Genomic DNA, 24,688 nt, shown 5'->3' with positions numbered 1-24,688 from the left:
CTTTACCTTCCGTTAACCCATAGCTCCAGACTTATGCGCACACTTTTCAGCCTGCTTCTTGTAACTTTTCTCTGCACCTGCGTCAGCGCCCAAACGGTCAGCGGCCGCATCACCGATGCCGAAACCGGAGACCCGTTGCCTTTTGCGTCCATTTATGTGCCCAGCACCAAAAGCGGTGCGGCGAGTAACGGCGATGGGTACTTTCAGGTAGATCTGGGCGGCGGAAACAAGGTTGTTTTTTCCTACCTCGGTTACCAAACCCAGGTGAAAACCATCAGCGGTGGAAATGCTGACGTGCAGCTGGTGAGTGAATCTCTCGACCTGGAAACGGTGGAAATCATCAGCGGCGGCGAAGACAAAAGTTACGCTGTGATCCGCCGCGCGATTGCCAAAGCAGATTATCACCGCAACCAACTCGACGCTTACTCGGCCGAAGTGTACATCAAAGGAACGGGTAAGGTGAACAAAATCCCCGGCCTGATCAAAATGCTGGCGGGAAAGGAGGACCGTGAAGAAATCGAAGAAGTTACCAAGCGTCCTTTTACCTCCGAAACGACCAGCAAAGTCGAGTACACCCGGCCGAACAATTACAAACAGCAAGTGCTCTCTAAACTGGAAGTCGGCGATTCAGATTTCGACGCCAACCAGTACTTTTTTACCTCCTTCTACGATCCGCTGGTAGCCGGCGAACTGGTTAGTCCGCTGCACCCGCGTGCCTTCGGTTACTATAAATTCGAACACGAAGGGGTGTTCGTCGACCAGGACGAATTGATCAATAAAATCAAGGTGATTCCCCGCAGCCGCGGCGAAGATGTCTTCGAAGGCTACATCTACATCGTGAACGGAGACTGGGCGATCCACAGCCTGGAACTGACCACCTACAAACTCGGTTTCCAAATCGACATCACCCAGCGACAGGCCGAAATAGAAGATCACATCTGGATGCCCGTAACGACCACCCTGGATGCAGAAGGACAGTTTTTCGGGGTAGCTTTTGAGTACCACTACCTGAGCACAGTGAGCGGCTACGCCCTCACCCTGAACCCCGACCTGGGCGGCTACGTGGAAGTGATCGACGAGAAAAGCCAACCCGAAGTCGCCAGCCAGACGAAGAAGGCCAAAAAGCTCTCGGAATTGGAACAACGCCTCAACGAAGGTGGCGAAATCAAGCGCAAAGACCTTTTCAAGCTTATGCGGAGCTACGAAAAAGAAGAGCGTGAAAAATCTCCGGAACCAGAGGTCGTGAAGACCTACTCTTTCGTACAGGACAGTACGGTGGAAATCATTACCGATACCGCGTCGTGGGCCAAAATTCGTCCGGTTCCACTTACGGAGCAGGAAGTACTGGCCTACGCCATCGCCGACAGTCTTGAACGAAGGGACAGTATCGTGTCGGTAACCAGCAACGGAGCAGGAGACAGTGGTGTGGAGGTTTCGATAAAGAGTAACCAAACGAGAAAAAAACCGCACCTCAGAACTACTTTTTTTCCCGATCCTTTCTTCAATCCCGTTGAGGGCTACGCCCTGGGCGGGCGTATCGGTTTCCGTAACACCCGGAAACAATGGAACGTGGGCTTCAACCCCCGCTATGGCATCGGCTGGAAACGACTGAGCTGGCAGGCCGACCTGCGCCTGGGGCGCAGCGGCAAAGACAACGAGCCTCAGTTCAAACTCAGCGGTGGTCGTTTTCTGCGGCAGTTCGACGACGGCCCCGCCATCGAACCATGGATCAGTACGTACACCAACCTGTTCAATGGCACCAATTACATCCGCCTCTACGAGCGGGCCTACGGCCAGTTCGACTACCGGAAAAACTACGGCGATGCCTGGCGGGCCGAAGCCACCATCGCCTACGAAGACCGCCGCGCGGTGCTCAATTCGTCCAACAACAACTGGTTTGGCCTCGACGACGAAGAGGTTTACGCCGAAAACCTCCCCTTCAACGCCGAGCGCGGACCGGTAGGTGTGGTTGCCCCGGCAGCCATCGTGAAGCTTGGCGTAGCCTGGCGGCCGGGCCTGGAGTATGTCATGAACGGAAAACGCAAAGAACTGATCGAGAACTCCGCACCAACCATCACGGCGAGCATCCGGACGGGCATTCCCAATATAGGAGAGAGCGCATCGGACTTCACGGCCCTGGAGGCGAGCTACCAACGCAGATTCGCCAACGGCAAAAAAGGAAACGTAGACCTCCTCGTGAGGGGCGGTACGTTTCTGAACCGCGAAACCGTCGGGTTCCCGGACTACAAGCACTTCGCTACCTCAGAACTGGTGCTCACCGCGCTCGATCCCATCGGCTCTTACCGCCTTCTACCCTACTATCTGGAAAGTACGAACAAGGAATATCTGGAGGTGTATGGCCACTACCAGTTCCGTAAATTCCTGCTCACTCAAATCTGGCAACTGCACCTGGCGGGCCTCAAAGAGGACCTGTTCGTGAACTACCTCTACACGCCAACATCGGACAACTACACGGAATTGGGCTACTCGATCGACAATATCTTCAGGGTACTCCGGGTCGAATTCGTGACCGGTTTCCGGGACTTTAAGTACGACGATTTTGGGGTGCGGATCAGCATCGCCAGCACGTTCGGGCGGTTTTAGGGGGCGCGGCCGCAGGTGCAATGGAGGTTGGAGCGCCCTTCTCCTCCGCGCTGAAACTCAGAGTACCGCAGCCCAAAGGGCTGCTGAACAGAAAATGCGGTCCCTGCCGGATTCGAACCAGCAACCTGCTCTTTAACAAAGAGATGCTCTACCGTTGAGCTAAAAGACCTGTTGGCGCACCTGGCGTTCGGGCCGGAATCGGGGGAAACCCCAAACGCGCCTTTGGGGCGAGAGACATACGTACGGTTTAGCGCACGGCCTTCTCGGCCCCTGAGGGGAAATTGCGGTGAAGACGGGGTTCGAACCCGCAACCTTCGGGTAGACAACCCGCTGCGCTTCCGTTGCGCCACATCACCTGATGGTACACTGATCTCCGGCAGTATGCCGGAAGTCAAAACCCGGAAATCGTTGGTGCGGTGGGGCTCGAACCCACGACCCACGGTTTAAGAGACCGCTACTCTGCCAACTGAGCTACGCACCAAAATTGAAGAGAAATGAGAGGAGTTGCCGCGCTATCGGTTTGCTCGAAATATGAAGCAGACAAAGGGAAACGACGGAGCGTGTGGAAAACCCGGAAGCATTATGCGCCCACGGTTTCCGGGGCGTTAGCAATTGCTGTCCGGGCGAATATCTCGCCCGTCGAAACGTTTATTTTTGATTGAATTTCGCATGGTTGATTTGCTTTGCGAAGGGATAATGCTCCGGATGACCGGAAAAGTTGCAGTAGCAAAAAAAGATCGTTAATGACTGCAGGGAAAATGTTTCTGGTGTTGACTAATACTGCTCACGGGGCAGGTAATCCGAAACGGCCTTCTCCGAAAACTCCCACAGCCTGCGCGCTAGGTGCTCGTTGCGGGCGATGCTGGAGGGCTTGCGCAAGCACTGGTTTTCGTCGAAGTACCTCCCGGAAACATCCTGTACCTCCGGGCTTTGAGCCAGGTAAACGGAAGTGTCTGCGCCCTCGTGCGGGGGCGTCGCAAAGGGCTTGTACATCGACCATACCGTTCTCGTCAGCGTACCGGCCTTTTTATTGGCCAGGCGGGTACCCACTACGCCGGGATGGAGGCAGTTGGTGGTGAGTTCTTCCCCGAAGCGGCGGTCGAGCTCCATGGTGAACAGTACATTGGCCAGCTTACTCTGGGCGTAAGCTTTCGAGCCGTTGTAGTCTTTGCTGCCTTTTTCGCCCCGAAGGCTACCGAAGTCGAGCCCGCCCTTTACGTGCTGAGCGCTGCTGACGTTGATGACCCGGCTGCAGTGGCGGCAGCACCTGATGGCGGGCATCAGTGCCATCGTGAGTAGGAAATGACCCAGGTAATTGACGCCGAATTGCAGTTCGTAGCCCTCTTTCGTCAGCTCCAGCTTATCGGTGTAAACACCCGCGTTGTTGATGAGGACATCCAGTTTAGGGTGCTCGGCCAGGAATTCGTCGGCCGCAGCACGGATGGAGGAAAAGTCGGAAAGGTCCAGCGGAAGGGTATCGATGCGATGGTTGCCGGTCTTCTTCGTGATTGCCTGGGCGGTGTGCTGGGCCTTCACCTCATCGCGGCAGGCGAGCACCAGGTGGGCGCCGTATTCTGCCAGCCGCTCGGCCGTTGCACGGCCGATGCCGTCGTTGGCTCCGGTAATGAGAATGGTTTTGTCTTCCATAGGCTGACGGGCACAGGCTTTAGGGCCTTTGCTTGGTAGCTGCGTATGGGTAACACTTATTAGGGGGGGTAGGGTTTAAAGTAGGCTGTTTAGGGGCGCAGACGCAGGTGCGGGGTGGTGTACCCAAACAAAAAAAGCCACCTCCTGAAAAACAGGAAGTGGCTTTAATTTGAAGTGGGCAGTGAGGGGCTCGAACCCCCGACCCCCTCGGTGTAAACGAGGTGCTCTAAACCAACTGAGCTAACCGCCCTTCTTTAAGGGACCGCAAAGATAGCATTGGATCTTTCATATGTGCAAGCTCTGGAGAGAAATTTTCTAAATTTATTTCAAATGAAGAAAAGTGGAAAGCCAAATTACCCGGGGAACTCTTCCCCCGGTGCAGCAGTGCTACCCGGCAACAACTTCGGCTTTGACTTCAGTATTGATTATTATGTTAGAGTTGGTGCTCCGTCTGTAGATGTGCAGTTATGATGATACCTGAGCAGTTTTGCTTGCTGCTGCTCGTAACCTCATCCCCAGCCCTTTTTGCTGCGCAGTACTTCGTGCTCGCTGCGCGGCTTTTACAGGAACTGCTTCGCGTTCCTTGCGAGGTCCGAAGGAGAAGGGAGCTAGTTAAAACGCTACGCGTTTTGTGTTGAGATCGTTGGTCTGTTTTATCAGCAAACTACACACCCTGGGTTTGAGCTCCTGAGGAGGCTGAGCTTTGCCCAAAAGGTTAAGGGTTGTAAGTAGAACGGAAAGCCCCGGTTTCCGGTTATCGGCCTTAGCACCGGCCGTTAGAATTGGTGTCCAGTACCGTTAAAAAATGGAAACTGTCTGAGCGCTCCTAAAGCCCCGGACGCAGCACCACTGATTTCGAAGAACCAATCCGCTTTAAAGTAATGGAGAAAGTGAAAGCGCGAGTTTTTCCATTTTAGGTGCGGGATGCCAATTTTAACGATCAGCCGGTGGTACAGCCAGGCATTTTTGTTACTTTGGATGCTTCCAAAGTAAGCCGCCGGCAGGCATGCAAGACGGGCTGTTATCTTCGGTTTCTTGAATGTGAAATCAACTTAGTTACGAATAATCATTCCGTTATCCCCCGGACAAAAGGGCACTAAAACACAGGTCCTGAATAATCCAGCACGCGCCTGAAATGTAAGCAGCGATCAAGGGGACTGAAGTTATCTGGGGCCCGAGTTCCCTGAAATTGCAGAGGGCCATTGATTCACCCAAATGAACCTCCTGCCCCGGTAAACAATTAAAAGGACATATCTTAGCCCGTAAACAAAGTAAGTCCCAAACGACCATGCTAACAACTGACGTACTCATCATCGGCTCCGGAATTGCCGGGCTCAGCACCGGCATCAAGCTGGCCATTCTTCGGCCCGACCTCAAGATCGACATCCTCACCAAGGTGAACGAGCGGGAAAGCAACACCAGCTACGCCCAGGGCGGAGTAGCCGCCGTATGGGACCACGGTTCAGATAATTACGAGAAACACATTGCCGACACCCTCGATGCCGGAGCAGGGCTGTGCGACGAACACATCGTCCGCATCGTCGTAGAGGAAGGACCAACCCGCGTCGAGGAAATCATTGAATGGGGCACGCGCTTTGATACCGATCAGTTCAAGAAGTATGACCTTGGCCGCGAAGGCGGCCACTCCGAAAACCGGATCCTACACTATAAAGACCTCACCGGCTGGGAAATTCAACGCGCCCTGAGCGCCAAGGCTGCCACCCTCGATAACCTGACGGTGCACGAGCATTTCTTTGCGCTGGACCTCCTTACTCAGCACCACGTGGGGTACATCGTTACCCGTCTTACGCCCGACATTGAGTGCTATGGTTGCTACGTGCTTAATCGTAAAACCGGCGAGATCGACCGCATCCTGGCCCGCAATACGGTACTCGCCGCCGGTGGCAACGGGCAAATCTACCGCAGCACGACTAACCCCGTCATCGCCACCGGAGACGGCATCGCGATGGCCTACCGCGCTAAGGTCCACCTCGAAAATATGGAGTTCGTTCAGTTTCACCCCACGGCACTCTACAACCCCGGGCTCGATCCGCAGGCCTTCCTGGTCAGCGAAGCGGTACGCGGCGAAGGAGCGATCCTGAAACGGCCCGACGGCACGGAGTTCATGCACGATTACGATCCGCGGGGCTCCCTTGCGCCGCGCGACATCGTTGCCCGCGCCATCGATAACGAAATGAAACTCGCCGGTCTGGAGTACATGTGCCTCGACTGTACTCACATCTCCGAGGAGCATTTCATCAAGCACTTCCCTACCATCCACGAAAAGTGCATGAGCATCGGCATCGATCCGGCCAAAGACCTCATTCCCGTTACGCCGGCCTGCCACTACATGTGTGGCGGCGTGAAGGTAGACGAGTACGGCAAGTCGTCGGTCAGCCGTCTTTATGCCTGCGGAGAGTGTACCAGTACCGGCCTCCACGGTGCCAACCGCCTGGCGAGCAACAGCCTGCTCGAAGCGCTGGTCTTCGGCCACCGGATTGCGCACTCAATTGCCGCCAATGTGGATACCGCATCGGTTCGGGAGGATATTCCGCACTGGAACCGTACCGCAACGGCGAAGCCCAAAGAGCAGGTCCTCATTACCCAGAGCATCAAAGAACTCAAAGAGGTTATGTCCAGCTACGTAGGTATCGTGCGTAGCAATGTCCGCCTGGAGCGGGCCCGTAAGCGCCTCGAGTTACTTTCAGACGAAACGGAGGAGCTTTACAAAAACACTCTTGTCAGTACCCAGCTCTGTGAACTGCGTAACCTGATCACTATAGGTTATCTGGTTACTAAGGCTGCAAACCTGAGACACGAAAGCCGGGGACTCCATTACACCACAGACTATCCGGAAAAGTCGGACTTTGTGCAGTACAGCGTACTGTAAAAGAGACCTTTCTTTAGTTGTTATCAGGCGCTGGCGAGGAGGCTCATGTCACGAACCAGCATCCGTTTACGGTTGAACGTAAGGATGTTTTGCCGGCGCAGATCATTGAGTACGGCGTTGACGGTTTGGCGGCTGGTGCCGGTAAGGTCTGCAATTTCTTTGTGGGTCAGCATATTGCGAACTTCGCGTTCGTAGCCGACGGTCCGGCCACGGGACTCAGCGAGTTGGTGCAGAAATTCGGTAATTCGGCTGCGGCTGGTTTTGAACATCAGGTTTTCGAGCCGCTGTTCCAGTTTCAGGGTCCGGTTACCGATCAGGCGCATAAAAAATTGTTGTACTTCGGCCTTTTCCCGGAGCATTTCGCTTAAAACATTTTTGTCGAGAACATAGAGCTCCGATTCTTCGAGGCTGTAGGCAAAGTCACGACGGCCTCCGTCTGATATCAGGGCGAGTTCTCCGAAAACTTCGCCGGGCGAGAGTATCGCTTTGGTTACCTCTTTGCCGTAAGCATCGTAGGTGCCAATTTTGATGCGCCCTTTATTTACGAGAAATATTTTCTTGGCTGGCTCATCGGGCAGGTAAACGTATTGGTTAGGTCCTACGGAAACCTGAGTATCGTTTTCGCAGCCTCTTCTTGCGGGAGAGTTGGGGCAAAAGATGTTTTGAAGATCAATGTCTTCTACGAACCATAATTGTTGATTGGCCATGACTGTACTGTTTGATTTGTCTCAGAAAGACAATTGCAGCAAGTAGGCGGTTCGTGGCAAATTCTAACGTTTTTATCACAAAACGATTTCAGGAAATAATACGGCGCGGCCGCAAGGAGCAAAAATGGTTGAAGAGAGCGTTGAAAACGGGAAGTTCTGCGGTGGCTATTTGCCTCCTTTCAGTTCTCCCTGCCAGGCTTTGAGCTCTTTCATTTTACCGTCGGCGGCCAGTCCTGCCTGCACGGGCCAGGTCTTCGGGTCGTGAGACTTGAACCGTGAGCCGGCTTCATCCAGGATCTCCCGGAGGCGCTCGATGGAGGTATCGGCCAGCATGCCGTGGGTGCGGATGCCGGATGCCTTGAGGATAGACTCGATTTTTGGGCCGATGCCCTCGACGATTTTCAGGTCATCCTCGGCTTCTTCGGAAGAAGATTCGGTTGGGGCAGGGGCCGGACTACTGGCAAAGACCATCTCTTCGACCTCTTCTTCCGGCTTATTAGCGGCTTCGCTCATCGCCAGTCCGCGGGCCTGGCCTACCCAGTCGTCGCGCTGGATGATGCCCGGGATGTAACCGATGAGGTTGGTATAGGTTACGATGTCTGCTTCCGTCCAGCTGGCAATCTGCTCGTAGCTGTAGATGTCGGCTTCGTTGAGTTTACTCTGAAGAAATGGTCCGATGTTATCGATCAGCGTCAGATCATCCGCCTGCGATGCATCCCCGGAAGAAATAGGGGGAACCTGAATAGAGGGAGAGTTCTGAACGATGACTTCGGCACCGCCCTGATTGCCCGTGCGGGCTCCCGGTTGAGTGGTGTCGGCACGGATGACGAGAGGTTCGCCGGTCGAACCGGACAGGTCCGGGTTGACAACCGGTTGGTGACCTGCGTAGGGGCTGGCGGGTGCAACGGTTCCGCGGGAAGTCAGCTCGTTGTTCTCTGCGGTCAGGGCCTGAAGGCGGGCTTCCAGTTCCTGAAAGCGGGCTTCGGAGCTGGCGATGTATGCATTCAGGTTTTCGTTGCTCTCTTGTCCGTTCCCGGCACCTGCGGCCGCGCCCTGATCATCAATCGGCAGCACTACTGCGTCGGCACGCTCCAGAAGCTGCTCGTTTTGGGTTTTCAGCCCGATCACCTGATCGTTGAGCGATTCGATGGTTCCCGCATAGCTTTGGTTGGTGACACTGAGTTCTTCGTTGTCTTTGCGCAATTGTTCAATCTGGGCGTCGCGGCTGTTGCAGTCGTTCTGAAGCGCCTGAATACGGTCCAGGGCGTCTACTTTTTCACGACTTACTTCTTCCAGCTCTTTGGCGAGTGCTTTTTGCTTGGTTTCGGCAGACCGGTAACGAACTTCGAATTCGTCGCGGTCTTTCCGCAGCAGCAACAATTCCTTTTTGTACCTGCGAGTGGTCAGGCCCTGGATGATCCAGCCGATAATCACACCAATGGTGAGAATAAGAATGGCGAGGATGCCGAGCAGGATTTGTTCTTCGTTGGTTAGAGGGCGGTTCTGGAAAAAGTCGCCAAGAAGGTTGAAGAAATCGTTCATGTGTTAGAGGTTTTCTCGTGCGGATGAAGGTAAGATAATTTAACGAGTAGTAGGTAGAAACGTACTTGCCGGGTTTTGGTACTGCATGGGGCTTTCCCGAAGTTCCTCGGCCACAGAGCCGCTGTTCGGATCGGGTTTGCGCGGCAACGCCGCGCCGTTCTGTCCCGAAACCAATGGTGGGTTCTCCGCGCGGCTGGCAACTTAAACAAGCTGCTTAAAGGTTTGGGCATATCTTCGCCCCCGAAACCTGAGCGTGGCGATTGAATTGTCGTTAAAGAATTCCTTTATTGCATCCCCTTGGTTTCCGATAAACTTAAAAGCTAATTTGCTGACGTGTCTCCTGCTCTCATCACCTTACTCATAGCGTTCGCTGCTGTCATCCTCTTCGTGACGGAGTGGCTTACGGTGGATCTGGTGGCGATGCTGATAATTGTGGCGCTGGTCGTAACCGGGGTAGTCAGTCCGGGCGAAGGCCTCGAGGGTTTCAGCAACGGAGCCACCCTGACGGTGGCCTTTATGTTTGTCCTCTCCGCCGCCCTGCTGAAAACCGGAGCCCTGCAGTTGCTGGCCGCCCGGATGGCAGAACGCTTCCGGAAGCGCCCCAAGCAGGCTACCCTTTTGTTGATGTTGTTGGTAGCGGTTGTGTCAGCGTTCGTCAATAATACTCCCGTGGTGGCAGTCTTCATCCCCATTGTGGGGCGCATTGCGGTGACGGCAAAAATCAATCCGGCGAAGCTATTGATCCCACTTTCCTTTGCCAGTATAATGGGAGGAATGTGTACGCTCATCGGTACTTCCACGAACATTCTGGTAAGCGGCATCGCTCAGGAAGCAGGGCTGCAGGGATTCTCTGTTTTTACGCTGGCGCCGGTTGGGGTAGTGATTCTGGTGCTGGGGGTTATTTACCTTACCTACATCGGCGACCGGTTACTGCCCAACCGGGAAGCCGAAGAGAGCCTTGCCGAACAGTTCGCTCTGCACGATTACCTCGCTGAAATTCTCATCCCCGAAGATTCTCAACTGGCCGACACAAGAATAATGGATTCCGCGATTGTCCGCGAACTGGACATGGACATCATCGAGGTCCGGCGCGGTAAAGATCGTTTTACTCTGCCTCCCGGAGATTTTCGGCTTGCAGCCGAAGATACCCTCAAAGTCCGCTGCGACCGGGAAAAGATCAAAGGACTAAAGGATTGGGTTCGCCTCACCGATCAGTCCTCCGGCGTCCGGGTGATGGGCACAGGTTTGGAGCGCGACAATTCCAGTCTGGTGGAAATGGTCGTTACGCCAAATTCGGAATTCGTGGGTAAAACCCTGCGGCAGGTAGATTTTCGGCGGTCATACCGGGCGGTACCACTGGCCATTCGTCACCGTGAAGCAACCCTCAACGAGCGGCTCTACGAATTGCCGCTTATGGCTGGCGACGTTATCCTGGCAGAAGCAAAAACGCATTACCTCAAAGAACTCTACCGGATAGAGCAGGGGCAGGACAGCCCCTTTATTCTGCTCTCGAGCGATACTATTCACGACTTCAAACGCACCCGTTTTGCCTTCGTGATCATGGTAGTGATCGGTGTTATCTCTCTCGCAACGGCCAACGTGGTACCCATAAGTATTGCTGCCCTGATGGGAGTCTGCGTACTCGTTCTCGGTCGGACGCTCAGTATGAGCGAGGCTTACGAATCCATCGACTGGAAAATTGTCTTCCTGCTGGCCGGAGCACTCAGTCTCGGCAAGGCAATGGGCAACAGCGGGTTGGACGAAACCATTGCCGGGCTGCTGGCCAATTCGGTCAGCCACCTTGGGGTGTATGCCCTCATCGCTGTGCTTTACCTCGTTACCAACGTGCTTACCGAAGTGATGAGCAACAACGCCACGGCGGCGCTGTTGGCGCCGGTCGCTATCGCGGCCGGGCAGCAAATCGGCATCGACCCCATGGCGCTGTTGGTAACGGTTTCAATTGCTGCCTCTGCCAGCTTCATGACGCCGGTAGGCTACCAGACCAATGCGATGGTTTACAGTGCCGGGCGGTACAAATTCCTGGATTTCACCAAGGTGGGTACGCCGCTCAACCTGATTTGCTGGATGGTTACCACCGCAATGGTTCCGTGGGTTTTCGGCCTGTAAAGAACTGACCCCAACTAAAAGCCCCGCCACCGGGAAAGGGGGCAGGGTTCAGTACTAAACTTTAACGATTCAGAGCGATCACTTCGCCAGGAAGTCGAGCAGGAGTTTGTTCAGCTCTTTCTTGTGCGTTACACCCAGTCCGTGCGGAGCGTTGTCAATTTTGTGGTACTCGTTGTCTGGGATACCTTCTGTCGCCTGATCTCCGGCGGTTTCGATGGGCACGATGTTGTCGGCTGTGCCGTGTACGATCAGGGTAGGGACCGTCACGTTCTTCATTTCCGGGCGAAAATCGGTTCCTCCCCAGCTCTCTGCGGTTTTGATGGTTGCGTTCGGGCTGGCGTAGCTGGCGATGCTCCAATCGTAATGCAGTTGTGCTTTACTGATTCGTTCGCCTTCGTTGTCGTCGAAGTTATAGAAGTTTTTGTGAAACTGCTTCAGGAATCCGACGCGGTCGCTCTTCAGGGACTCCATAATGTCCTTCAGGTCTTTTTCCGGAACACCGTTCGGGTTGTCGGGTTTCCGGGGTACGAGAGGGATGATGGAACTGATCAGGGCAGCCTTGGCTACGTTCTTTCCGTTGTAGTCGGTGAAATAGCGGACAACCTCTCCCCCACCCATCGAGAAGCCGACGATGACGGCGTCTTTCAATTCCAGCTGGCTGATTATTTCGTTGAGGTCCGATGCCAGCGAACTGTAGTCGTAACCGTCCCACGGAAAGCTGGACAGTCCGAAGCCACGGCGGTCATAAGTGATGACCCGGTACCCTGCGTTAACCAGGTCGGGAACCTGAGGTTCCCATGCGCGGTGGCTCAGTGGCCAGCCATGAATCAGGATTACGGGTTGGCCGGAACCATAGTCTTCATAAAAGATATCGACTGGGGTTTCGGCGGTTTTATTGGTCAGAAATGGCATGTCAAATTGTGGATTGATTATGCCATTAGTACGCAAGGGCTACCTTGCCGGGTTCGGTAGGGCCACGAAAGGATCAAATCTTAACGGACTGATTAAGAGCCACGTTTGTTCTTCGAAGAGGGGGGCAAGCGTGGGGCTCTATCGTTTTTTAAAGCACTAAACTTGCCTCTCTGCGGATTGCCGCCTGCCCCAAACCGATCGCGTCGTCGGGTTGGCGGCTACTCATCAGCCGTAGCCGGCTGGCGACTTGTTCTCCGGTTTCGGCGCCTTCGGCGGCGCGGATGATCAGCTGGCTGACGTTGTCGCGGGCCTGGATCATAATCGACCACAGCGCGTCGCTTACGTAGATCTGTTGGGTTACGTTGTACTCAAATTCTTCACGAATGGTCATCAGTAATACCGCGGTGTGTTCTTTGGCGCTGACGCCGGTGCCGGGTGGAAGACGAAGGAGCAAATTGGGAACATTGATCCGTTCCAGCATCAGCGTTAGTCGTTCGCACGCCTGAAGCCGCAGCGCGTTGGAGTTGTCTTTACCGTCGGCCTCCACTACCTGCGGAGGCGCCTCGGCCCGGCGAACGAGCGCAATGATCGTGTCGTTGAGCTGGTCCAATGTTTTATTGATCACGCTGTAAAGAACGCCCGAGATAATCGCGAAGCCGATGAGAAGAACAAGAGTCGTTATGAGGTCCATGCTAATTATTTTTTCCACCTTACAGCCTGCAAAAACGCCGTTTGGCGACAGTGCGCGGCAGCAAAGCCAGTGCGGGTATCAACCAATAGTGCTGCCCGTATGTTTAATCTGCCAGCAAAGGTAAACTTTGTAAATTTGCCTCCGTAAAAATTACCCGCCATGAGCGTTGACATTTCCGCCGCCCCAAAATCAGCAACTTCTCCCATCTCCATCACGCCTTCAGCATTGGAGCAACTCAAAGAGTTGCGCGCTGAGCTCAACGTAGAGCAGGATCACTTCCTCCGCATCGGTGTACGCGGCGGTGGATGCTCAGGCTTTGAGTACCAGCTCGGCTTCGATCTGCCGGAAGAAGACGACAAGCAGTTCCAGATCGGCGACGAAACCGTGCTTATGAAGCCCGGGCACGCGCTGTACCTCCTTGGTATGGAAATCGACTGGGCAACCGGCCTCAATAACCGCGGCTTTACCTTCAATAACCCGAACGCTACGGATACCTGTGGCTGCGGGTCCTCGTTCAGCGCCTAAGCGTGCCCGAACCACCAAAAGGAAATCTGTTATCTCCCGCTTCGTCTTCGCGAAGGGGTGTACCGTTTTTCTACGACAAAAGTGAAGCAGAATTCAAAGCCGATGTCTACGAACGGTACGACGAATTGGTAACCCGTCAGACCGCACTTCACCTGGCGGATGAACTGCACCAGGCCTACCCTTTTCAACCGCTCCAGAATTACATCAGGGATCACTTGTCTGTCGGAGATCACTTGAAGGTCGCGGACGTAGGTTGCAGCGTAGGAAGGCTGATCGGAGACATTGCCAACGCCAACACATCGTGGGATTGTTACGGCATCGACCTCAGCTACCAAATGCTGAGGCAGGCGACGGATTTTTGGGTGAAAGGCGCGTCTTTGCGGCCCAATCTCATCCGTTACGGCTGGGGAACACCGGAGCTCGCAGGGTATGAACTGACCAATCTGAGTTTTGCGCTTGCAAAAGGTGAGCTCCTCCCCTTCCCGGATGCTTCGCTTGATGTTGTCATCAATACATTCCTTATCGACCGGCTGCCGACTCCCTTCGCCGCATTCGCAGAATGGGCCAGGGTTTTGAAACCCGGAGGAAGATTGATAACGGCTTCCCCGCTCAATTTTCTGCAACCCGAAGGGTGGCGGACTGCCCATCCGCCCGTGAAAATTCTCTCCCACCTGCAACAACAAGGCTGGAGCATCGAAAACTGGACGGACCCGCTCCCCCTCGAAGAACCGATGGATGTACGCGGAAATTCGGTGCGGTGGGCCTGTGTTGCTTTTGTGGCGGATAAGCCTTCCTGACGCCCGGTTTTTAGCATAGACAGTCTGTTGGCCGGTTACGATGGCCGAAGAAAAGAGCTTTTTATTTCATTCGCCCGAAATACCCTACCTTTTCCCTGAGTTTACGCTTTTCTACAGAACCAGCAAACAATGATCTTCAATTCACGCTTCAACTGCCCAACGGCAGGCAAAGCCCTGCCCCTCGGTGTCCTTATCCCGGTATTGTGTCTGTTCCTGCTGTTTTCCTGCGGCGGTCCACGAACTACCACTCAGGCAGAATTGCCTTACAGTAAACTGATCAAAAATGCAGAGGTGGAAACCAAAGCCGGGAACTACCTCGCTGCGGCCGAAAACTACCGGAAGGCTTACAACCAGAAACCGAACAGGAAAGAGGTCTTATTCAAAGCGGCAGAGCTTTACGCCCGGGTACGGGATTATAAGAAAGCCGCGGATGCTTACCAGCTACTGGAGCCCGACGAGCAGAAATGGCCGTTGCTCGGCCTTCAGTACGGGCGGGCGCTGAAACAGGATGGCCGCTACGAGCAAGCCCGCCGCCAACTGGGTTTGTTCCGGGAGAGTTATAACGGAGCCGACCGCGCCATCGTTACGGAAATTGTGAACAACGAACTGGCTGGTATCCGCCTGGCTCAGTCTGGCCCGACGGGCCAGGGCACGATCGATATCGACCGGCCGGGCCGGGGAATCAATACCAGCGCAGATGAATTTGGTCCCGTTGCGGTGGCCGGTGATCAGCTGTTTTTTACGAGTACGGCCGGCGGCCAAAGCCGTTTGTACCAAAGCCGCTTTCAGGCCAGAGAATGGACTAAAGCCACCGTGCCGCCCGGATTTCCCGTGATTGCTCAGGGGGGCTTCGGGACGGGAAGCTTTACTGCTGACGGGAAGGTCTTCTTCTTCACGATTTGCAGCGGCCTCACGGGAGAAGACGCTACCAATCGTTGCGATATCTTCCGGGGGGAACGAACGGTTTCGGGTTCCTGGACCCAGCCCGTAGCCCTTGGCCCCGCTGTAAATATGCCCGGCAGTAACAACGCATTCCCCGGGATCGTCACCGACCGCGAAGGACGAAATGTGCTGTATTTTGCGAGCGACCGCCCAGGCGGTCGGGGTGGCCTCGACCTCTACTTCAGCGTACAGCAAGACCCCAATGATCCGCTTTCGTTTTCCAGTCCCGTAAATCTTGGAAATGAAATCAATACGGTCAGCGACGAAATAACCCCTGCTTACAATATGGAGGAGGGCTACCTGTATTTTTCGAGCAACGGGCACCCGGGCTACGGTGGCCTTGACGTCTTCAAATCGGCAGGCGGACCCAATGGTTTTTCTGCTCCGGAAAACCTGGGAGAGCCGGTCAACTCAGCTGCCGATGATTATGGGTTGTCGTTGGCCGCTGGCAGCGGCCGGGCCTACCTGACGAGTAACCGGGCCTACGGGGAAACTAAAAGCAATACAACGGAATCGGACATCTATACCCTCAACTTTCGGGCGGCGCGCGCCCGGCTCAAAGCAATCGTCTACGACAATACAACGGGAACGGAACTGAGCGGCGCAGAGATAACCCTGTATGAATTAAGTCCCGAAGGCGGAGTGATCGAACTGGAAAGAAGAACTTTTCCTACCGGTGTTTATGATTTCGAACTCCGCCCGGCGGGCAAGTACCGGGTAGCTATTCGCCGGGAAGGCTATAATGGCACCGAGTACCAGGTGGAAACAAGCGCAACGGGGTCTTCCCTGTACGGACAGCCTGTTTTTCTGCGACGTGATGCCAGTGGAAGCGGTGGCAATCAGGGGGCGCGGCCGCCGGTGCAAGGTGGCGGTTTCGGACAAAGTCAGTCCGCTCCCGAAAATCCGACTACCACGACAACAACTACGGGCTCCGCCGGAACGACCGGAACAACGATTGTTACACCCTCGCTCCCCGGTCCTCCCCCTGCACCTGCGTCCTCGCCCAAGAATAACGACCCCGTCGCGTACCGCATTCAGGTCAGTGCGGAACGTAAGTTCAATGCCGCTGATGGAAAGTTTGAGTCGATCAGAGCGATCGGCAACCTGAGGTCGGAACCCATCCCGGGTAAGAGTTTGCAACGAATCACTATTGGGTACTTCACCGATTCTGCCGAGGCAAAGGTGGTCTTGAAACGGGTGCAGTCCAGCGGTTTCCCTTCCGCTTTCGCCGTCCGGTATGATAATGGTGTGCGCCACGGGCTGGTCCGGCTTTAGGCAAGAAAACCAGCACAAATAACCCAAAGGCAGGGTTAGATGTTAATAGTGCAGGCTTTCCCGACGCGCCGGATACAAAGAAGAGGTCTTTGGTGCGTTAGGAAATTATAAAATGAAAATTAAAATGGCTGATAAGAAAACCACTTCCTTCCTCGAACTGATCAACGGTGAAACGCCGGTTCTGATCGATTTTTTTGCTACCTGGTGTGGCCCCTGTCATGCTTACAGCCCGATCCTTGGTCAGCTGAAGTCGGACCTGGGAGATGAACTTCGCCTTGTGAAAATCGACGTAGACCGCAACGAGGCTCTGTGCCAGAAACTGGGAGTTACATCTATGCCCACCACCATGATCTTTCAGAACGGAGACATGAAATTCCGGGCAGCCGGGGTGCAGCCGATAGGTGTACTGAAGGCCGAGTTGGCCAAGCTTTCGGCTTAATTTTACCCCCCGCTTCCAGCTGCCTCTAATGTCGAACTGCAAGACTCCCGAACTACATCACTATATTGCGCTCAGTCTATGAACGCATCTCTTTCCCCGATCGCTATTGTTGGCATCATCGCTGTGTACTTTGCAGTGTTGGTTCTCATCTCCTTTCTCACGAGCCGTGGCGAAGGAAGCAAGAACGAATCTTTCTTTCTGGCGGGCCGGAAGTCTCCCTGGCCGCTTGTTGCGCTGGGCATGGTTGGTGCAAGCCTTTCGGGCGTCACTTTTATCAGTGTACCCGGAGCGGTAGGCGCAGGAGGAGCAAACCAGGCGTTCAGCTATATGCAGGTTGTGCTGGGCTATTTGCTGGGCTACCTGTTCATCGCAACAGTACTGCTGCCACTCTATTATAAACTCGGGCTTACCAGCATCTACGAGTACCTGAAACAGCGTATCGGGCCTCATGCCTATAAGATCGGCGCCTTTTACTTCCTGCTGTCCAGAATAATCGGGGCTTCTTTCAGGCTCTTTCTGGTCGCTATTGTCCTTCAGGAGTTTGTGACGGGGCCGCTCAACATCCCGTTCGCAGCAACAGTGGCTATCACGATTGTGCTGATCTGGCTTTATACCTTTCAGGGGGGGATTAAAACCATTGTTTATACCGATACACTACAAACGGTTTGCATGCTCTTAGCGGCGGGCCTTACGGTATATTACATAGGAAATGCGCTGGAGACTGACCTCTCCGGGATGATTGAACTGATCAGCAACAGCGACTACAGTCAGGTGTTTTACTTTGAAGGCGGCTGGACGGATCCGAACAACTTCTTCAAGCAGTTCTTCAGCGGAGCACTGATCACCATCGTGATGACGGGGCTGGATCAGGACATGATGCAGAAAAACCTGAGTATGCCGAACTTCCGGGATGCCCAGAAAAATATGGCGGCTTTCAGTTTCGTGCTCATTTTCGCCAATTTACTCTTCCTGTCCCTCGGGGCTTTGCTGTACATTTACGCTACAAGCGTGGGGTTGGAAATTCCGGAAGCATCCGATCAGTTGTACCCGAGTATTGCTTTGAGGCACCTGCCCGCAGGAGCAGGGATAGTGTTCGTTCTTGGCCTGATTGCAGCCGCATATTCCAGTGCCGACAGTGCGCTGACCGCTCTCACTACCTCTTTTTGTGTAGACTTTCTGGGCATGAACGAGCCCACCGCCGAGGCGAAAGACACGGCTACCCTCGCCGCCGATCGCAAGCGCAGGCTTTACGTTCATATCGGATTTTCGGTCCTTCTGTTTATAGTGATTATCGCTTTCAAAAGCATCGGAGACCGGGCCGTTATCAACAGTCTGTTTAAAGCGGCGGGCTATACCTATGGGCCGCTGTTGGGGCTTTTTGCTTTCGGGTTGTTTACGCGTCTTCGGGTCAGGGAAGTTACACTGTTAGGCCAAACGCGCATCCCGGCACTTTTGCTGGTGTGCATCGCTTCACCAATCATCTCGATGATCGTCGACGCTAAGTCCGTCGAATGGCTGTTCGGGTTCGAGTTCGGTTTTCTGATTCTCGCCTTCAACGGGCTGCTTACCTTTTTGGGGCTGGTTGCGCTGAGTGATTTTGGCGATTTCGAGCCGGAGGACGAGTAGCATGCTGGGGTACTGGGGGTAGCTTTGCTGCTTTTAAACCTCTCCCCCTCCCCAGCCCCACGGCCAACGCATAGGATTAGATATTAAGCTTTTAGCTCGAAATAATAGTCTCCGCTAACAGACTGTAACCCAAAACGCGTAGCGTTTTCAATACCTCCTCCCCCCGTGGGGAGAGGGTTCGGGAGCAGATCTTAACCACCACAGAGAGGGCAACCCACGGCAGACCGCCCTACCCTTCTTATTTTCCGATTCTTTGAGCGGCGTATACGGCGGCGCCGACCGTGCCGGCGGCGTTAGCCAGCGTGGCTGCCTTAACTTCGGCATTCGTCTTGAGGTGACGCTTGAATTCGGAAAAACTCTTGCTCGCTCCTCCGCCTAAAACGATGAGGTCGGGATTGAGGATTCCGTCTACGTGAGAGAGGAATTTATTGAATTTCTTACCGAACTCAGACCAACTCATGTTGGTATCCTTGCGGATTTTATTGGAGATATATTTTTCGGCGACGACCTTCTGGTTCTTCAGGTATATCTGACCGATCTCTAAATTGGGCATCAGTTTTCCGTCAACGAAGAGGGCTCCGCCAAGGCCGGTACCAATGGTTACCATAACGACGACGCCATCCTCTGCGTAAGGATTGCCTGCGCCAAAATTTATGGTGGCGATGCCTGCGGCATCGGCGTCATTCAGTGCAAAAAAAGGCAATCCTGTTTTCTCGCTGAAGGTTTCCTCTATGTTCGTTCCGATCCAACTCTTGTCGATATTGGCCGCACTCGCGGCTACACCATGGCGGACGATAGCTGGGAATCCGACCCCAACAGGCCCCTCGTATTCAAACTCATTCACCAGTTTCTGAATAGTAGCGGCGACTGCCTTGGGAGTCGCTGGTTGAGGGGTAAGTATCCGGATACGTTCCGTAAGGAGAGTTCCGGTTTCTACATCCACAATGGCGCCTTTTACGCCTGTTCCGCCAACGTCAATGCCAAGAATTCTATTTTTATTCATGATCGGTAAGTATGAAGGTCTAAATATTCATGCTCCGAAAACTAAGGCATAGCCGTTCAAAAACGAAGCGTTTTTATATCAAATGAATTGCCATAAGGACAATTGTCAGGGAAACGAGGAATAATAGCTTACCTGACCAGGCTGATTTTCATCCACACATCCTCCTCCGGACGATCTCCTGAGAGGGTTTTGGTCGCTGCAATTTTGTCGATCACATCGAGCCCTTCGATCACCTGACCAAATACAGTGTATCCCTGGTCCAGAAAAGGCGCGCCGCCTACTTCAAGGTACTTTTCACGGACATCGCTGGGGTAGCGAACGCCTGTGGAAGACTCCTGCTTGTTCAACTCCGCGTCCGTAACGCTGCGGCCATCTACAATGTAGAACTGTGAGCCGCTGCTCGCTTTCTGCGGGTTGTTGGTACGGGCTGCAGCCAGTGCTCCCTTCACGTGCGCGAGGCTGTCAACAAATTCCGCAGGAATCTGATAACCGGGGCCTCCTGAGCCCAAACGGGCGTTGGCACTTGCTCCGCGACTGTTGGGGTCTCCGCCCTGAATCATGAAGCCATTAATAACCCGGTGAAAAAGCAGATCGTCGTAGTAGTTCTGCTCTACCAGTTTTACAAAATTGTCCTGGTGTTGAGGGGTTGCATCAGAAAGGCGTGCGAGCATATTGCCCATTGGGGTCTCGATGCGGATGAGACATTCTTTTGGAGGAGTCACGTTGATGAGTTGAGTGATAGATTTAGACTTGCCTTTTTCGTCGGTTGCCGTCAGCGTTACGGTGTAATCACCGGAGCGGAAGTACCTGTGAACCGGGCGGGCGTCGGTGCTGGTTTCCCCGTTACCGAAATCCCAGGAGTAAGAAACTGCTTTTTCCGACATGTTTTTGAAGGACACGGTGTCGGCGGCAACAACCGTTTGGCGGTTAGCCGAAAAAGCGGGCTTCGGGGCTGAACAGTGACTGAACAGGACGGCCAGAAACAAGAGAGCAAATAAATGACGCAAGGGAATATTTTTTGTAGTGGGGGATAACTTAATAACAGGAGGGGGAGAGCTTACTGTACCGTAACGCTCTCGATAACAACGTCTTCCACCGGGCGGTCTGCACGTCCGGTAGGAACGCTTGCGATGGCATCAACAACATCCATTCCTGAAAGCACCTGACCAAAAACGGAGTACTCCATGTCCAGGTCAGGGCGGCCGCCTTCAGCGATGTAAGCCTGGCGTTGTGCTTCACTGTATTTGATGCCTTTCATCTTTTCGTACTGGTCCAGCGTGGCTTCGCTTTGTTGTACTCCGGTAACGATGTAAAACTGTGAGCCGCTGCTCGCTTTTTGCGGATTGTTGGTACGGGCCGCGGCAAGGGCACCGCGCAGGTGAGGTTGGCCAATCTCTGCGTCGATGAGGTAACCCGGGCCGCCACCACCGAGTGCGGCGTTGGGGCCTGCTCCTACACTATTGGGGTCTCCTCCCTGAATCATAAAGTCTTTGATGATGCGGTGAAAGAGAGTGCCGGCGTAGTAATTTTCGTTGGCCAGTTTGATGAAGTTTTCCTTATGCTTCGGGGTTTCATCGAACAGGAGAACGGTGATGTCACCTTTATTGGTCTTGATCTCAAGGGTGGTTCCTTGTCCATTGTTTCCGCAGGCGGCGAAGACGGTAAGGATTAAGGCGAATAATGCAAAGTTTATCAACTGGCGCATAGTAGCTTATTTAATTGGTGGCCAAAGGTAAGGAAAGAGTTGGAGGTTACCGTGTCAGGAGTCGAGCAGGCCCTCTTCGGCTTCAAGTTCTTTGAAGTAAGCCACAATTTTGGTCTTCAGGAGTTGTTCCTGCCCGGAAAGGTCCTTGGGCGGGATCTTGCTCGTCAGCTTGTAATGAGGCCATCCTTCGTCGTCGCGGCCAATGAATTCATAATGGCCGTCGACGGCAAACAGACGGCAGACCGCAATGTGCATCAGGTCCTGTTTTTCCTCTTTAGTAAAACCTTCTTTCCAGCGGCCGAGTTCCTGCACACCGATCAGGAACAGCATCGCGTCCATATTGGGCAGTACCGGACGTTGAAACCGCTGCTTGATGTAGTGGCGTACCCGTTCATATTCGAAGTCTTCTTCCCAGTTTTCCACGGAGTGATTATTTTTTTGAATAGGCAAAGATATACTCCCCCCGGCCACAGCAGGTGATTTTCACCTCATGCGACCGAGGGGAATAAAATACGGGCGCGGCCGCAGGTGCATTGTCGGTTTTGGGCCCGGTTCAAAAAGGCGACGGCCCGGCGTCGACGTTGGAGCGTCGGCCAGGCCGTCATTATTGCAATTCGTGGCTCCGATAAGCCGGGTTTTGTCATCTCCGCCAAGGCGGAGAGCTTCACCATTTATCCAGATCCGCCATTGCTGACGGACTCAATCTACCTACCCGTATCGCCCGTAAAGATCGCCGGAGCCGACGACTGCCCGGAGGCAACAATACTGCGTGGTATTTCAACCCACGGGGTTTACCCACCCTCCGTATTGCTACGGAGCGTCGTGCGCTCTTACCGCACGTTTTCACCCTTACCTCCCTCCCGAAAGAGGAAGGCGGTATAGCTTTCTGTGGCACTTTCCGTACCTCGCACCCCCGAAAGAATACGAAGCCCCGGCCGTTAGCCGGCGTGGTGCCCTGCGTTGCCCGGACTTTCCTCTTGCGGTCATCCCCTAAAGGTGCCGCAAGCGGTGAAGTGGGCCAGAATTGCTGTGTAGGAACAATCCTTAAGAAGAATTGGTTGGCCGGCGGGTAATTACAGGTTGGTTCTCCTGCGGTGAATCTGTGGTAAAAAACCATCCTTCCATAAGATTACCACGTTTAACGGAAGGAATACCCGAGCCCGCCCGGAGCACGACGTCAAAGTAAATACACCTGAACATGAACGACCATCTTAAATATATTCTGCTTGTCTTATTCTCCGTTTTTCTGGGCAGCCAGATTACCGAAGGTGTTCTGCTGGTACCGTACTGGCAGTCGTTGCCTGCCCCTGATTTCTACGCCTACTATAACACCTTCGGCCCCGCCATCGGGCGCTTCTATACGGTACTGACGGTGATTGCCGCACTCGTCCCCATCATCTTATCGATAATCTACTTTCGTTCCCGGTCTCCCGGTCGGGGCTTCGCGCTGGTGTCCGCCTTATTTGCCGTAGCTTTTGTTGCCTGCTTTTACGTGTACTTCAAAGAAGCCAACGAGCTGTTTTACCAGGCGGCCTTCAACGAGGCCGCACTCAAAAATGAGCTGATCACCTGGAGGCAATGGCACTGGGGAAGGGTCGGTCTCGAAGGGGCTTCTCTTCTCTTCCTGGTACTTGCCTTCGGGAAGGGGGAATAGGTTGCCAGGAAATTAATAATCAGAATTTCTATTTTAAAGTGGTTGCAGCTGAGGGGAAGCATACAACCCCAAACCGCAGCACCCCCACAAAAAAAGCCCCAACCCTACAAAAGCAGGGCCAGGGCCATTTTTCTAAATCCAATCGCTGGTAGCGAAAGAACGTTACTTTCCTAATAAAGCGGGAACCCGGCCATAAAGGCGTGGACTTCTCCCCGTACAGCTTCCACCACCGCCGGGTTTTCGATGTCCTGGATGATCCGGTCAATCCATTCTACCGTTTTTACGCAGTCGGCTTCGGTGAAGCCGCGGGTAGTGATGGCGGCCGTACCGATCCGGATGCCGGAAGGGTTCATGGCCGTCTTCTTATCGAAGGGGACCATATTTTTGTTGAGGGTGATGTGCGCTGCGTTCAGGGCGTCTTCGGCCTGGGTGCCGTTCACGTCCTTATTGCTCAGATCGATGAGCATGGAGTGGTTGTCGGTGCCGCCGCTGATGATGTGGTAGCCTTTGTCGACCAGGGCCTGGGCCATCGCCTGGGCGTTCTTGATCACCTGCTTACCGTATTCTTTCCACTCTGGGGTGAGGGATTCGCCGAAGGCGACGGCTTTGGCGGCAATCACGTGCTCCAGCGGGCCGCCCTGCATGCCGGGGAATACGGCACCGTTCAGGATGCGACTCATCTTGAAGGGCTTGCCGCTCTTCTTGAAAACGCGACCGAAGGGGTTGTCGAAATCTTTGCCCATCATGATGATGCCGCCGCGCGGGCCGCGCAGGGTCTTGTGGGTGGTGGAGGTCACGATGTGGCAGTGGGGCAGCGGATCGTTCAGTAGTCCGGCGGCGATGAGTCCGGCGGGGTGGGCGATGTCGGCCAGCAGGATGGCGCCGACTTCGTCGGCGATCTCGCGGAAGCGGGCGTAGTCCCAGTCGCGGCTGTAGGCAGAAGCGCCACAGATGATCATCTTTGGTTGTACTTCGCGGGCTTTTTCGGCGACTTTGTCCATGTCTACCATTCCGGTTGCTTCTTCTACGCCGTAGAAGTGAGCCTCGAAGTGCTTACCGCTGAAGTTGGCCGGGTGGCCGTGGCTGAGGTGCCCGCCGTGGGCGAGGCTGAAGCCGAGGGTTTTGTCTCCGGGCTTCAGGCAGGCGAGAAAAACGGCAGCGTTGGCCTGGGCTCCGGAATGGGGCTGTACGTTGGCGTACTCGGCACCGAAAAGTTCGCAGAGGCGATCGATGGCGAGTTGCTCAATTTCATCCACTACTTCGCAGCCGCCGTAGTAGCGTTTGCCGGGGTAACCTTCGGCGTATTTGTTGGTCAGGCAGCTGCCCATGGCGTCAATTACGGCCTGGGAAGTAAAGTTTTCCGAAGCAATCAGTTCGATGCCGTTGCGCTGGCGTTCAAGTTCGCGTTCGATGAGGGAGAAAACAGCGGTGTCGCGGCTCATATCAGAGTTCATTTGGCAGCCCTGGCTGAGCTGCATTATAAAAATGCAAAATTACGCCTTATAATGTCCGCCGTGGCAATTCACCGATCAATAAAATTGTTAGACTTCTACGATTTTTCAGGTAGCGGACACCGTGACCACCAAGCGCCAGACCTCAATC

General features: G+C 54.3%; 19 protein-coding genes, 4 tRNA genes and 1 other RNA gene. 9 read left to right on the top strand and 15 right to left on the bottom strand.

Going from position 1 to position 24,688, the window contains the following annotated elements; genetic code table 11:
* The first annotated feature begins 33 nt into the window (after nt 1–33).
* Nucleotides 34–2,604 (top strand): DUF5686 and carboxypeptidase regulatory-like domain-containing protein, encoded by a 2,571-nt coding sequence (locus FUA23_RS05700; RefSeq protein ID WP_147929759.1) that lies wholly within the window; start codon nt 34–36, stop codon nt 2,602–2,604.
* A 97-nt stretch (nt 2,605–2,701) separates the two neighbouring features.
* Here the strand turns inward: FUA23_RS05700 and FUA23_RS05695 are convergent.
* The 5 genes from FUA23_RS05695 to FUA23_RS05675 all read right to left on the bottom strand — a co-directional run bounded on the left by FUA23_RS05695 (nt 2,702) and on the right by FUA23_RS05675 (nt 4,501).
* Nucleotides 2,702–2,773: transfer RNA gene (locus FUA23_RS05695), tRNA-Asn, on the bottom strand.
* 115 nt (nt 2,774–2,888) lie between these two features.
* Nucleotides 2,889–2,960 (bottom strand) — tRNA-Asp (locus FUA23_RS05690).
* Nucleotides 2,961–3,012: 52 nt separating this feature from the next.
* Nucleotides 3,013–3,085 (bottom strand) — tRNA-Lys (locus FUA23_RS05685).
* A gap of 293 nt (nt 3,086–3,378) precedes the next feature.
* Nucleotides 3,379–4,251 (bottom strand): SDR family oxidoreductase, encoded by an 873-nt coding sequence (locus FUA23_RS05680; RefSeq protein WP_147929758.1) that lies wholly within the window; start codon nt 4,249–4,251, stop codon nt 3,379–3,381.
* 175 nt (nt 4,252–4,426) lie between these two features.
* Nucleotides 4,427–4,501: transfer RNA gene (locus FUA23_RS05675), tRNA-Val, on the bottom strand.
* 1,038 nt (nt 4,502–5,539) lie between these two features.
* Between FUA23_RS05675 and nadB the strand changes: the two genes are divergently transcribed.
* The gene (nadB, locus tag FUA23_RS05670) at nt 5,540–7,141 is read left to right on the top strand and encodes an L-aspartate oxidase (RefSeq protein ID WP_147929757.1); all 1,602 of its coding nucleotides are present in this window, start codon (nt 5,540–5,542) and stop codon (nt 7,139–7,141) included.
* A gap of 23 nt (nt 7,142–7,164) precedes the next feature.
* On the opposite strand, the gene FUA23_RS05665 is transcribed toward nadB, so the two are convergent.
* Nucleotides 7,165–7,848, bottom strand: a complete 684-nt coding sequence (locus FUA23_RS05665; RefSeq protein ID WP_147929756.1) for a Crp/Fnr family transcriptional regulator — start codon at nt 7,846–7,848, stop codon at nt 7,165–7,167.
* 165 nt (nt 7,849–8,013) lie between these two features.
* Complete coding sequence (locus tag FUA23_RS05660; protein ID WP_147929755.1) at nt 8,014–9,390, bottom strand: hypothetical protein; 1,377 nt, start codon at nt 9,388–9,390, stop codon at nt 8,014–8,016.
* A 333-nt stretch (nt 9,391–9,723) separates the two neighbouring features.
* Here FUA23_RS05660 and FUA23_RS05655 point away from each other — a divergent pair, with 333 nt between their 5' ends.
* The gene (locus FUA23_RS05655) at nt 9,724–11,517 is read left to right on the top strand and encodes an SLC13 family permease (RefSeq protein WP_147929754.1); all 1,794 of its coding nucleotides are present in this window, start codon (nt 9,724–9,726) and stop codon (nt 11,515–11,517) included.
* 78 nt (nt 11,518–11,595) lie between these two features.
* Here the strand turns inward: FUA23_RS05655 and FUA23_RS05650 are convergent, their stop codons facing one another.
* Together FUA23_RS05650 and FUA23_RS05645 are read right to left on the bottom strand one after the other, a co-directional pair.
* On the bottom strand, nt 11,596–12,429 hold the full coding sequence (locus tag FUA23_RS05650; protein WP_147929753.1) for an alpha/beta fold hydrolase: 834 nt from the start codon (nt 12,427–12,429) through the stop codon (nt 11,596–11,598).
* Nucleotides 12,430–12,577: 148 nt separating this feature from the next.
* Entirely contained in the window at nt 12,578–13,120 is a 543-nt protein-coding gene (locus tag FUA23_RS05645) for a DUF7935 family protein (protein WP_147929752.1), read from the bottom strand.
* Between the two features lie 159 nt (nt 13,121–13,279).
* On the opposite strand from FUA23_RS05645, the gene FUA23_RS05640 reads away from it, so the two are divergent.
* From FUA23_RS05640 to FUA23_RS05620, 5 genes are all read left to right on the top strand, one after another.
* Complete coding sequence (locus FUA23_RS05640; RefSeq protein WP_147929751.1) at nt 13,280–13,645, top strand: HesB/IscA family protein; 366 nt, start codon at nt 13,280–13,282, stop codon at nt 13,643–13,645.
* 2 nt (nt 13,646–13,647) lie between these two features.
* Nucleotides 13,648–14,442, top strand: a complete 795-nt coding sequence (locus tag FUA23_RS05635; RefSeq protein ID WP_187270902.1) for a class I SAM-dependent methyltransferase — start codon at nt 13,648–13,650, stop codon at nt 14,440–14,442.
* 129 nt (nt 14,443–14,571) lie between these two features.
* Nucleotides 14,572–16,659, top strand: a complete 2,088-nt coding sequence (locus FUA23_RS05630) for an SPOR domain-containing protein (protein WP_147929749.1) — start codon at nt 14,572–14,574, stop codon at nt 16,657–16,659.
* Between the two features lie 124 nt (nt 16,660–16,783).
* The gene (locus FUA23_RS05625; RefSeq protein WP_147929748.1) at nt 16,784–17,098 is read left to right on the top strand and encodes a thioredoxin family protein; all 315 of its coding nucleotides are present in this window, start codon (nt 16,784–16,786) and stop codon (nt 17,096–17,098) included.
* 78 nt (nt 17,099–17,176) lie between these two features.
* Nucleotides 17,177–18,724 (top strand): sodium:solute symporter, encoded by a 1,548-nt coding sequence (locus FUA23_RS05620; RefSeq protein WP_147929747.1) that lies wholly within the window; start codon nt 17,177–17,179, stop codon nt 18,722–18,724.
* 238 nt (nt 18,725–18,962) lie between these two features.
* Here the strand turns inward: FUA23_RS05620 and ppgK are convergent, their stop codons facing one another.
* The 5 genes from ppgK to rnpB all read right to left on the bottom strand — a co-directional run bounded on the left by ppgK (nt 18,963) and on the right by rnpB (nt 22,453).
* Nucleotides 18,963–19,727, bottom strand: coding sequence for a polyphosphate--glucose phosphotransferase (gene ppgK, locus FUA23_RS05615; RefSeq protein ID WP_147929746.1), 765 nt, complete (start codon nt 19,725–19,727; stop codon nt 18,963–18,965).
* 128 nt (nt 19,728–19,855) lie between these two features.
* The gene (locus FUA23_RS22715; RefSeq protein WP_319923259.1) at nt 19,856–20,734 is read right to left on the bottom strand and encodes a peptidylprolyl isomerase; all 879 of its coding nucleotides are present in this window, start codon (nt 20,732–20,734) and stop codon (nt 19,856–19,858) included.
* A 50-nt stretch (nt 20,735–20,784) separates the two neighbouring features.
* Complete coding sequence (locus tag FUA23_RS05605) at nt 20,785–21,432, bottom strand: peptidylprolyl isomerase (protein ID WP_147929745.1); 648 nt, start codon at nt 21,430–21,432, stop codon at nt 20,785–20,787.
* A gap of 54 nt (nt 21,433–21,486) precedes the next feature.
* Nucleotides 21,487–21,855, bottom strand: coding sequence for a hypothetical protein (locus tag FUA23_RS05600; RefSeq protein ID WP_147929744.1), 369 nt, complete (start codon nt 21,853–21,855; stop codon nt 21,487–21,489).
* A 190-nt stretch (nt 21,856–22,045) separates the two neighbouring features.
* Nucleotides 22,046–22,453: RNase P RNA component class A (gene rnpB, locus FUA23_RS05595), an RNA gene on the bottom strand.
* Between the two features lie 177 nt (nt 22,454–22,630).
* Here rnpB and FUA23_RS05590 point away from each other — a divergent pair.
* Entirely contained in the window at nt 22,631–23,086 is a 456-nt protein-coding gene (locus FUA23_RS05590) for a DUF1772 domain-containing protein (protein WP_147929743.1), read from the top strand.
* A 170-nt stretch (nt 23,087–23,256) separates the two neighbouring features.
* Here the strand turns inward: FUA23_RS05590 and glyA are convergent, their stop codons facing one another.
* On the bottom strand, nt 23,257–24,528 hold the full coding sequence (gene glyA, locus FUA23_RS05585; protein ID WP_147929742.1) for a serine hydroxymethyltransferase: 1,272 nt from the start codon (nt 24,526–24,528) through the stop codon (nt 23,257–23,259).
* Nucleotides 24,529–24,688 lie beyond the last annotated feature (160 nt).

It is taken from the genome of Neolewinella aurantiaca (assembly GCF_008014675.1).
Lineage (GTDB): Bacteria > Bacteroidota > Bacteroidia > Chitinophagales > Saprospiraceae > Neolewinella > Neolewinella aurantiaca.
Note: the sequence above shows the minus strand (reverse complement) of the source record. Positions and strands in the feature narration are given on the sequence as shown.

Bases quoted from the DNA above. Each gene is read 5' to 3' on its own strand.
- FUA23_RS05700 (WP_147929759.1), top strand. From the start codon at position 34: ATGCGCACACTTTTCAGCCTGCTTCTTGTAACTTTTCTCTGCACCTGC.
- FUA23_RS05680 (WP_147929758.1), bottom strand. From the start codon at position 4,251: ATGGAAGACAAAACCATTCTCATTACCGGAGCCAACGACGGCATCGGC.
- nadB (WP_147929757.1), top strand. From the start codon at position 5,540: ATGCTAACAACTGACGTACTCATCATCGGCTCCGGAATTGCCGGGCTC.
- FUA23_RS05665 (WP_147929756.1), bottom strand. From the start codon at position 7,848: ATGGCCAATCAACAATTATGGTTCGTAGAAGACATTGATCTTCAAAAC.
- FUA23_RS05660 (WP_147929755.1), bottom strand. From the start codon at position 9,390: ATGAACGATTTCTTCAACCTTCTTGGCGACTTTTTCCAGAACCGCCCT.
- FUA23_RS05650 (WP_147929753.1), bottom strand. From the start codon at position 12,429: ATGCCATTTCTGACCAATAAAACCGCCGAAACCCCAGTCGATATCTTT.
- FUA23_RS05645 (WP_147929752.1), bottom strand. From the start codon at position 13,120: ATGGACCTCATAACGACTCTTGTTCTTCTCATCGGCTTCGCGATTATC.
- FUA23_RS05640 (WP_147929751.1), top strand. From the start codon at position 13,280: ATGAGCGTTGACATTTCCGCCGCCCCAAAATCAGCAACTTCTCCCATC.
- FUA23_RS05630 (WP_147929749.1), top strand. From the start codon at position 14,572: ATGATCTTCAATTCACGCTTCAACTGCCCAACGGCAGGCAAAGCCCTG.
- FUA23_RS05625 (WP_147929748.1), top strand. From the start codon at position 16,784: ATGGCTGATAAGAAAACCACTTCCTTCCTCGAACTGATCAACGGTGAA.
- FUA23_RS05620 (WP_147929747.1), top strand. From the start codon at position 17,177: ATGAACGCATCTCTTTCCCCGATCGCTATTGTTGGCATCATCGCTGTG.
- ppgK (WP_147929746.1), bottom strand. From the start codon at position 19,727: ATGAATAAAAATAGAATTCTTGGCATTGACGTTGGCGGAACAGGCGTA.
- FUA23_RS05605 (WP_147929745.1), bottom strand. From the start codon at position 21,432: ATGCGCCAGTTGATAAACTTTGCATTATTCGCCTTAATCCTTACCGTC.
- FUA23_RS05590 (WP_147929743.1), top strand. From the start codon at position 22,631: ATGAACGACCATCTTAAATATATTCTGCTTGTCTTATTCTCCGTTTTT.
- glyA (WP_147929742.1), bottom strand. From the start codon at position 24,528: ATGAGCCGCGACACCGCTGTTTTCTCCCTCATCGAACGCGAACTTGAA.